This window comes from Streptomyces sp. NPDC006430, assembly GCF_040612395.1.
Taxonomy (GTDB): Bacteria; Actinomycetota; Actinomycetes; order Streptomycetales; family Streptomycetaceae; genus Streptomyces.
In genome coordinates, this window is the sequence record NZ_JBEXQA010000069.1 from 1 (window position 1) to 10,560 (window position 10,560).

The 10,560-nt window shown below is 70.2% G+C and carries 1 protein-coding gene; it reads right to left on the minus strand.

Annotated elements, in window-relative coordinates; genetic code table 11:
* Nucleotides 1–10,320, minus strand: a 10,320-nt coding sequence (locus ABZZ20_RS36275; RefSeq protein ID WP_356877225.1) for a hypothetical protein, incomplete at its 3' end; no start/stop codon positions are given.
* Nucleotides 10,321–10,560: the final 240 nt, after the last annotated feature.

Below are 10,560 nucleotides of genomic sequence, written 5' to 3' on the forward strand. Positions count from 1 at the left end.
AGCGACCTCGCCCCTCAAAACCCCAGCCAGCTCGGCGTCAGCAGGACGGAACCCCAACCCCCAAAACTCATGACACGCCCGGTCAATCCGCTCGGCAATAGCGAAAGGAACACTCGGATCCTTCTTTTTCAGGCAGTCCCTCAGCGTGGTTGCAGCCATTCTGGATTCTCCAACCTTGCGTCCGGCGTTGAGTTCAAGGACCACAGAACGGACAGATCCCGTCACTAGCACCAGATAAGCCACCCTGGCCTTCAGGTCATACGCGGGCAAAGCGGCGACCGCGGCGTCCACTTCGTCACGCGTCGGGAGGGGGGCTCCGAGCCCTCTCGCCCGGAGCAGGGGCTCCAGGGCCCTGATCCGGTCACCAATCGCCTTGTGTGGCACCCTGCTGCCACGTCGGAATCGCCCCACCGACGTCGAGTTGACGTTGAGCAGGCGAGCCAGGGCAGCGACCCCTCCCACGCTATCCAGCAGGTACACCATCGTCTTCTGGTCAGGAGTCCAGCGGGCACGCACCCGTTCGTCCACAGCCTCCGCGGTAACCGCGACCTGCTCGTTGAGCAGGCCGCATGCCGCATCGATCCGCTCAACGAGCTGAATGCGAATGTTCCCCCCGCCGCTGAGGATGCGCGAAACCTCGCCGGGATCTGCCTTCAGCAATCGATCTAGCTTTTCTTCCTCCAGATGTGCCCGCAAAAGCGACGCCTTGGCCTGGAGCGGGTTCACCGTGCCGTCCGCGGGAAGCCCGGCCTTCTCAGCCACTTCGTCCAGTTCCCGATAGAGCTTGAACAGCTTGTCAACCCGTTCCGCTACATCCATCCCGAGGGTCGCGTCAAGCTGCGGATCCAAATTCCGGCGCACCGTGGAATCTGTGACTTCGATCGCCTTGGCCAGGGCCAGTATTCCACCCAGCTTCCCTTGCAGAAAGGACAGCTTGCCCGCGAAATCCACCCCTCTCTCTTCATCGCGGCGATACCGGGCGACCTCGGCGTCCACATCCCCAGACGTCAACCCGAACCGTTCTGCGTCGAACAGGCGCTTGATCGCATTGATCCTGTGACCCACCTTCATATTCGGCGTCCGCCTGGCGGATCGGTAATCTGCCACCTCTCCCTTTTCGGTCTGGAGCAGGTCGGAAAATAGCACTCCTTGGGCTGTTCTGCCGGGCGCCTCCTTTATGAGGTCGTCCAGTGTGCGCTGGATCGCAGTCATCCGGGCGCGGACGCGCTCGTCCACCGCCTCCGCGGTAACCGCGCCCCCCTCGTCAACCAGGTCGAAGACCGCACCGATCCGTTCAATCTCTCCCCAGGACACCCCGGTCGCCTTCAGGTCGCCGCTCAACATGCGCTTCACCCGGTCGTTTTCGATCCTCAGCACCTCGGCGAGCCGCCGGACCGGGTCCACAACGCCGGTCAGCCCCAGACCGTCCCTCACCCGCTCCAACTTCACCTGAAGAAGCAACTTGGCAGCACCCCCGTCCGGAGCAGAACCGGCTGCGGCTGCGCTCTCACCCGCGGCTTGCACTGCAGGATCCGCCTCCGCCGACCGCCCACCGCCACCCACCCGACGACGCTTCGGCCCAGGCGGCGTGGGCTCCGAGGCGGGATCCGACTCCAGCGCCGACCGCCCCCCCGCACCCTCCGCCAGGTAGTTCACCGCGGGCGCCACATCGAACATCCCCCGGGCCTGGCCCGATACCCCCACACTCCCGGCCTCGGGGCCGGACCGAGAACGCCCGGCGTTCACGGCGTCATCCACATCGGCCGAGGTCAGGCCGGTACGGCCTGCCCGCAGCAACCGCCACACCGCGTCGATCCGCTCACCGACGGCCTCCGACGGCCTCCTCACACCCCTGCGGTACCCCTCCACCTCCTCCACACCCACACCCAGCAGACCGGCCACCGAACCATCCCCCGGCCCCACCGGCAGACGGTCCAGCACGTACCGCACCTTCACCCCACGCCGAACCGGACCATACGGAATCCACCGGTCGGAATCCGCCTGCCCCGACCCCAGCACCTCGGTGACGGTCCCCAACTGTTGCGGGGCGACGCCGTTCCTAGGCTCCGTGGCCCGTTCGCCGTCCGCCACCGGCTCGGCCAGGAGATACTCCCTGCCCCTGCGATACAGGACCAGTTCCGGCGTGTCCGCTGCCTCGCCCGAAGGGCGGATGGTGCCGAAGGTTCCGTCCTCGCCCACCACGGTCACCCGCACGCCACAGGAGGCCGCCACCAGCGCGACGGCCATCCGCTCCGTCGCCTCGCTCCAACCGCGGGTAGTGACCAACTGCCTGCGAATAAGGGCACTTTCCTGCCGCCCGGTGAGTTCCAGGTCCTGCGGGAGCGTGCCGTCGGCCCGCCGCCGGCGCGCTGAGCGGATCGTCTCCTCGGAGAGCCCCGCCTGAGCCAGTTCCCCATCCGTGAACGGCGTCCCACGGTCCAGTCGCGCCCCTTCGGGCAGCGGCCGGCCCGCGACCACAGCGCCCTCGGTGACATCCGGCCGATTCAGCCCCGCGCCCACGGCCGACCAGAAGCCCGTGCCGTCACCGGTCGGCTCAACGAGCGTACGGGCGGCGCCGTCCGGTCCGATGAGCCGCGTCGTCTCCCCGACGCGGGTCGTGTGCCAGGCGCCGGAACCGGCCGCCCACGGCGCCGTGGTGTAAGCGGGGCGCGCCGACCGGCCGGCCGCCGTCCCGCGGTCCCGCACCGCCTCGGCCGGTGCGGGAAGCGGGGGCTGGCGCCGGTCGTCGGCGGAGGGCAGGGCCGGCCGGTAGTGCCGGTCCTTCAACTGCATCACGACGTGCGGCAACCGGCCCTCGGCAGGCTCTGCGGCCTCGGAGGACAGGGGCAGGAAGTCCTGGAACCGCCCGTCCGCGCCGACCACGGTGACCCGTATGCCGAAAGCACGGGCGGCCAGCGCGGGCAGCAGGTCCGCCGCGCCGTGGTCCCATCCCGCGTCGCGGTCCGCGTCACCCCCGCGCAGCAACTGCTCCCGGGCCAGATCGACACGCTGCTTCTCCGGTAGTTCAGCGTGCAGCGGTATGTGGCCGGAGTCGGCGAACTCGCGCCGTTCGGGCCCGCTCAAGGGCATCGTGCCAGAGGCATCCAACTCGTCGCCGCTGAACCTGTCCCGGGTGTCGGGCGAGGTGAATTCCATCAGGTCGGCATGGTGGGTCAGCTCGTCGGCGAGTAGCTGACGCAGACTGCGGACGGTCTCCCGCCGGTCCGTCACGTCGACGCGGGTGCCGAGCCTCTGCGGGTCGGCGTGGTGCAGCCCTTCGGCGAGGGCGTGGTAGAAGCCGTCACCGTCGAAGGGAACGTCGTGCAGCGTGTACGACTGGCGGCCCTGCGACGATTCCGGCGAGGTGAGCACCTCCGGTTCGCCGGGTGCGCCCTCCTGGACGACGTACACGGGGTGCTCGGCGTCCGGGGCGCTGTCCGCCGCGATGAACACCACGGCCGGCGGTTCGGTCAGGCCTGCGCGCGTCTCCGGCTCACCCGGCCGCTGCGCTTCGGCCGGCAGCCGGTGCCAGCGGGTGAGCCGGTCGGCCGCCGCCCGCACGCGGTGGTACTCGCCGGCCGCGTCCTCGGCGCGCCGCTTCAGCGTCTCCAGCAGCTCACTGCTGTCCGGCTCCGGGGAGTTCTCCCGGAGTGCGGCCATGCCTCGGCGTGTTTGCCAGTACGCACTGTCCGCAGCGGCCCAGGCGTTGCCCGCCTTGGTGACTTGTGTCCAGGCGTCCTGGACCACGGGCGGGAGGTTCCGCTCGTCGACGAGACCCAGGTCCCGGGCGACGTCCTCACTGACGAGCACTTCGAGCACGGTGTCCGCGTGGGCACCCTGCGGGAGGGGACGGACCTGGCCGAACGCCAGCCAGCGCCTCACCTCGGCGATGCCCAGCCAGGCGGTGGGCACGGCGAACAGGAAGTGGCGGCCGCCGCGCTCGGTGCCGATCGCGGCGCTCTGCGCGGCCGAGACGGCACGCCCGTCGGCAGCGCCTCCGGCGATGCCGACGGAGGCGTCCAGAACCGCTGAGCCGGCTTGGCCGACGGAGAGGACCGGCTGCCCGGCTGCCGAGACTCCCCGGCTCGCGGTGTGCGACAGGGCGGTGCTCGCGCCGGTTGCGTCCCCCTCGCCGGTGAACATGGCGCTGTCGGGGAACACCGTCAGCAGGGTGGCGCGGGAGAAGTCCGGCTTGGAGTAGAGCCGGTACTGACCGTGGGCCCAGTTCACAGACGTGTCGTCGTCCAGGCCCAGGACGCGGTAGCCGTCCCGGGTGCCGCTTTCCGCGAAGCACGGGGCCAGCGAGGCGTCGCTGATCGCCTCGTCCAACGCCAGGCCCGCAGCCGTGCCGGGCCGGGTCAGCGCCGAGGCGCGGGCCTTGTCCAGCGCAGCGCTCAGAGCGCGTCCGGTCAGCTCGCGCGCGTGGTCCGGCGCGGCGTCGACGCGGGTGCCGTACGCCGCGGCGATGGCCAGCTCACCGGCCTGCCTGAGGTTCTCCAGCCCGCTGATGCGGCGGACCCGGAACCCCTGGGCGGGCGGCTCGAAAGGTGCTCTGGTGCCGTCGGGCCGTGCGACGGAACGCCAGTCGTCGATGTCCTGTGCGAAGACGTCTCCCGGCGCCCGCAACCTGACCGAGCGCGGGGGCGTGTCCAGCACGGGCGTGCCGAGAGGATCGCCCTCCGCGGTGGAGCGGGCGTCGGGGACCGTCAGGCTGAGCGGCATCTGTTCGCGCAGCAAACCGATCGAGCCCTGTGAGGTGATGGTCCGGCCGTCTCCGCGGTCGAGCGTGAGGCGCAGTTCGTACCTGGTGAGGTATTCGGCGTGCGGCCCGGACGCGATGAAGACCTCCACCCGCTGGCGCGTGCGGGACCGGCTGGAGGACAGCTGGTCCCCAGAGCCGAGGCGCCCGCTCAGGCCCGCCCGTACGGCTGTGAGATCGCCCGGGCGCGGAGATACGTCCGAGGAGATGGTTCCCACGCCCTGGGTAACGCCCCAGCCGGCCCCGCGGAAGGTCTGCGCCGACGTCTGCTCGGTCTCGCTCACGGTGGCGACCCGGGTGTCCCACACGACGAGTCCGTGGTCGAGGCGGTCCAACTTCGAATCGCCGGCGATGAGTTCGACCCGCAGTGAGACGAGATCACTGCCGATGCGGATCCCTGCCAGGCTCCGCTGGCTGACACGGGTGCGGGTGGCCGCGCCGGTGGAGGTCATGTGCTCGCGCAGGGCACGCAGCGCTCGGGGAGAGACCAGGTCGCGCAGCCGCTCAAGGCCCGTCTGGTCGAGGGTGACGCCCTGATTGCGCAGTTCCCGCGCGAAGGCGGTCAGCACGTCGCCGGTGTCCAGCGCGTTTGCGGCGTACGAGCCGAAGGGCTGGTCGTGCAGCCACTTCGGCAGCGTCCACGGCTTGGTGGTGAAGCGCGGCACCTGACCCAGTCCGTCCTGGATGAAGCCCAGTTCATGCGCGGCCTTCTCCGACACGTGCCCCAGCCAGTCCTGGGCGAACGTGAGCCGCCTGCCCGCCCAGCCGTTCTGGTTCCAGGGGCCGAGCAGCGATCCGAGGGCGCCGGCCGGGCGCAGCGAGCTGGCGAGTTCGCGCCGGGTGCCGCCCGCGATCAGGACGTGGTGGCCGCCGTCCTCCTGGCCGACCTCGAAGGTGACCGTGCGCGATACGCCGGTGGCCGTGGTGAGGGAGCCGCCCCGGCTGTACGACAGACCGTATGCGGTGCTGAGCACCGTCCCGTCGTGTCCCGTCAGCGTGTGCGCGGCGGTGACCCCGAGGGACCATGCGGAGGAGCGGGTGGTGTCGGCCGACCCCCTCGCCTGCAGATCCATGGCGATCGAGTGTTCGGTCGCGATCGTGACGGGCTTGGACACCACGACCGGATCGATGACCCGCATCCGGTGCACAGCGGTGGCTTCCTGGCCGTGCAGCCCGCCCCGGGTCCTCAGCATCAGGCGGGAGCCCGCGGAGACGGACGCCTGGTCGAAGCCGGCGGTGAGGAACTGCGGCTGGAAGTGCCGCATCAGGGCGTCATGCGGCAGGGCGCCCGTCCTGGCGAAGCGCCAGGAGCCGCCGGACAACTCGGCCATCAGCTCTTCGGCCGCACGGTTCAGTTCGCGGTGCGCGGCGACACTGAGCGTCTGGTAGGGGTGGCTACCGAACACGTCCTGCCAGGTGCCCTCGTTGCCGGACACGCTCTGCCCGCGGCTCTCGGAGGCGCTCGACAGGTAGTCGTCGGCGGGCGGCTCGCCGGTCAGCAGTGCCCGCGCCTCGGCCGTGTCGAGTGGTTCCACGACGGGAGCCGGGCTCCCTGCCCCGTCCGCGTGCGGATCGGTGGCGGGGGTGTGCTCGTCCGGCACGGACAGCAGGACCCGGCCCCGGATCGAGGCGAGGGCGGGATTCTCCTCGTCCCGGAGGAAGGACGGCATGCCGAGTACGCCCAGGGAGGCGGCCCTGGCTCCGCTGCGGTAGCGCGAGAACCCGTCTATCCGCGCGGTGAGTTCCAGGTCGTAGCTGAACAGGTGGGACGGCTTCGAGCCGGCGGCCAGGGCTTCGTACGAGACGATGGAACCGTGGTCGCCGCCGCGGCCCTCGGCGCGCTCCCACCGGGGGCCGGCGGAAACGGTGACCGCGTGCCGGGACGTCTTCGCGGTGGCCACCCGCGCGCTCGCGTCGATCCCCGCACCGATGGCGCGCGTCGCCCCGTGCGAGCCGTCGAGGCGTGTCGTGCCGGGAGCGGCGGCCCTCAGGGTGAAGTCGTTCTGGGTGCCCTCGTACCGGCGTCCCGTCAGTTCACCGCTGATGTGCAGGGACAGGTGGGGGCGGCGCAAGCCGCTCGGCCTGGCCATCAGGTCGATGGTGATCCCGGTCGTGGTGAGCGCCTCTAGGCTGCCGGCCATGCTGTGGTGGGACAGCACGTTCATGACCGTCAGCGTGTTCTGCAAGGCCAGGTTGTAGTGCTGCGCGTCCCCCCGGCTGGGGCTGCTCGGGGTTCCGGACTCGTCCAACGGGACGAACAGGCCGGGGTGGCGGTCAGCGGCCTCCCGGATCACCCTGTTCGTGAAGGTCTCGAGCAAGCCGCGCCGCCCGTACAGGGCACCCGCCGGGTCGCCATTGGCGTAGGTGAACTTCTCCACCCTGCTCATGCCCAGCATTACAGGGCGGTCAGGGGTCAAGTACAGCGGTGCGAAGGGCGCGTTCTCGTTCCTCGCGCGCAGGGTCGTGCCGTCGTCCCAGCCCGCGAGGCGGCGTGCCTCGGTGTGCGTCATCCGGTCGAGACTCCAGGTCTCGACACTGAGGGGCTCTCGCGCACCGGTCCAGCGCACGGTCACCGTCTTGGAGACCCGGTACAGGGCCGTCGGCACCTTCCTGACCCTGCCCACCGTCTTACGGCTTCCCGAGCCGCCGAAGACGGTGCTCTCCGAGGTACTGCGGCTGAGGCCGCCACCGATGCCGGCGACGACCGGGCCCCAGATCGGGCTGTCCACGTCGAAGTACCGGCCGACGCCGACGCTCAGGTCTCCGCTGGACGTCCTGGAGGCGACGCGTTCGTTCGTGACGGTGTGCTGGATGGTGTTGCGGAACTCGACGGCGCTGCTCTCGGTGAGCAATACGGCCTCGCCGGGCACGACCCTCTCCACGGTGATCGTCCCGAGCGGCGACCCGTTGTCCGCCGACAACAGTCCCGTCGTCACAGGGCCATGGGCCAGCCGGTCCGCGAGACGGTGGAAGTTCTGCGAGCTGAAGAACCCGGCGATCTGTTCGCGTGCGGCGTTGTTGCGGGCGCCATCGGCCTCCAGCTGCTCCAGGACGAGTTCCCGTAGGCGCTTGACGGGTCCGTAGCCCTCGGTGTGCACCAGCCTGTAGTCGGACTGCGGCCCCAGCTCGATCCTGCTCGGCACCCGGCCCGGTTCGCCGGGTGCCGTGAAGCTGTCCGGCAGTCGCACCATCAGCCCGTGCCGCACGGCGAAGCCGAACGCGTCCTCGTCCCTGACGCTCCCGTTCCGCCCGCCGACGGCACTTTCGAGCCGCGGCGGACCACTGACGGAGACCTCGTACCAGACGTCGTCCAGGTGGAGGTGCGCCCCGTCCGTCGAGTACTGCTCCAGCTTGGACGTGCTCCGGTCCCGCATGGCGTACTGCTGGCCGCGAGTGACGCCGGCCGCCGCGCCGACGCGCCCGGACAGGGCCGCCGCGCCCGGCCCGAGGGCTACGCCGACCGACAGCTGTGTACTGCTGGACACGCCCCTTGTGGCACCCGTGGTGACCCTGCTTGCCTGCTCCACCTGCAGCGCGGTCGGTTCACCGGTACCGGCGAACCGCTCCCAGGCCCCGTAGGGCCGCATCGTCACTCTGAGCACGTGGCCCAGGCCGTGACCGAAGGCGGGGGATTCGTACCCGTCGCCGTGGAAGACCTGCGGGGTGGCGCCGAGCGCGCGCCGCAGGTCCTCCATCGCCTCGTCCAGGCCGGGGGTGGCGCCCGTGCCAGCCCGGGCCGCGCCGAGCCGGTCGCCGATCTCCGCTACGACGCGGTCGGCGCCGCGCAGGGCGACCTGGCTGAAGCCGTAACTGCGTCCCTCGGTCCCGCCGGAGCCGTATCCGGCGGTCAGGTACTCCGGCAGCCGACTGCCGTCACTGAACGGCACCGGTCCCTCCTGCGGGAACGGCGGCGCCATGGAGCGGTCGATGCGGGGCGGCCGGTGCACATCGAGTGCCGACTCGACGCGGGCCGACGTGTTGCGCTGCTTGTCGGCCTCAGGGGTGGCCTCGGCACTGTCCTCGGACGCCGCGTGGCCCTGGTCGTGGGGCCGTCGCGACGAGTGCTCGTCGGCCTCATCCGCCCCAGCAGGACCGTCGGAAGTGGTATCGGCGGACGAATCGACGGCCGAGCCGAGCGCGGGGGAAGCGTCTTCTGCCGACGGCGCCCGGAATGCGTCGGAGGCAGCACCCAACTCCCCAGCCGTTACCGGGCTCTGCCCCTGGGCGGTCGCGATCGCGCGGCCGTGGAGCGCAGGGTCCGGCTGGTCCGCCTCGTACCGCTCACCGGATGGGGATTCGTCGTCCGTCGAGAAGTCCGACTCGTCGGAAGACAGGTCCGAGACGTCCGCGTCCGCACCGTCGTCCACGCCATCCCAGTGGCTGGTCCCTGTCCCACTGACCGGATCCACGACGGAGTCCCCGGCAGACATCCGGCCCCGCCCCGACCCCGGCACGGCCCTGCCGTCGCGGAGCGCTGTATCCGTCCCCTCCCGCTCACCGGCTTCGGACTCATCGCTCAGCGAGGAGTCCGAAGCGCCGAGCTCTTCCCCCGGCGCCGACTCAAGGCCGGAATCTCGCATCACGTCATCCGATGAGGGAACCTCCCCCTCGCCCGATTCGGAAAAGCCATCCCAAACCGAATCCACTTCGGTCGACGACAGCCACGACTCACCGGACGACAGGTCCGAAACTTCCAGATTCACGCCCTCCAGCCCGATCAACCCGTCCAACCCGTCCAACTCACCGGACGACAGATCCGGCAAGTCCGCACCGACGTCCTCCAAGGCGCTGGGGTCCTGCACCGTCGGCGCCGCATCAACCACCGCTGGGTCCTGGTCGGGCTGCTCGTCAGCCGCGCCGGGCTCGACTCGGCGGTGCGGATTGTCCCGCGACTGGAGCTGCCCCGGGAGCCAGTCGACCTCGCGGGTCGCCGGATTCCAGGTGCCGGTGCGGTCCTGGAGGCTGTCATAGACGCTCATAAACGCCTGCGGATCAATGGAGCCGGTGAAAGTGATCTCCGATTCGTCGTAAGTGTTCCTCCACGTACTGGGCAGATGATGATCCGGGCTCACCTTCTGCTTCCGGATGGTCATATCGAGGTTGATGCCTGTGGGTTCGGAGTTCAGCCAGGAGTGGATCTCCCAGCGGTATCGCTTGTTGCGGAACCACAGGTTGAAATTGCGAGTGGTGGCGAGGAACTGGGTCCGCACCGTCGTGGTCATTGCCCAGAGCCACAGCTCGATGCGGCTGTCGGGGTCCGCGGCGCGAATGCCGTTCTGGAATACCTCCTCCGGGGGAGCGTCGTCGAACCGCCACAACCGCTCGTCCGTGGCAAGCACCAGGAAGTCGCGGTCTCTCTCGTGCACCATCTCGCGCACCGTGCGGTACTCCATCACGGACTCGGCTGCGGCCCGCGGCTGCCCGACGGTCACCGTTTCGCCTTCACTGGCCCCCTCGGCCCCGTGGGACGAGGAATTCTCCTCCCGGGCCGCGGCAGCCTGCCCGTCATTGGGGTCCGCCTCCGCCATGCGGTAGTCCACAGCGGGCGCGACATCGAGCATCCCCCCGCCGTAGCCGGGCCGCTCGTCCACCGCGCCACGGACCTCACCACCGGAAGCAGCCCGCTCCGGACCCCACGACCCACCAGCACCGGCATGGATGTTAGGAGCCAGCACAACAGCGATCTGCCGCAGATGGTCCGCCGTCAGCACGAACGACTGCCCCGCACCATGAACATGAGCGTGCATCAGACTCGACACACCCTCCACCGACGTCTGCTCACCCCGCCCACCAGGCGTCAA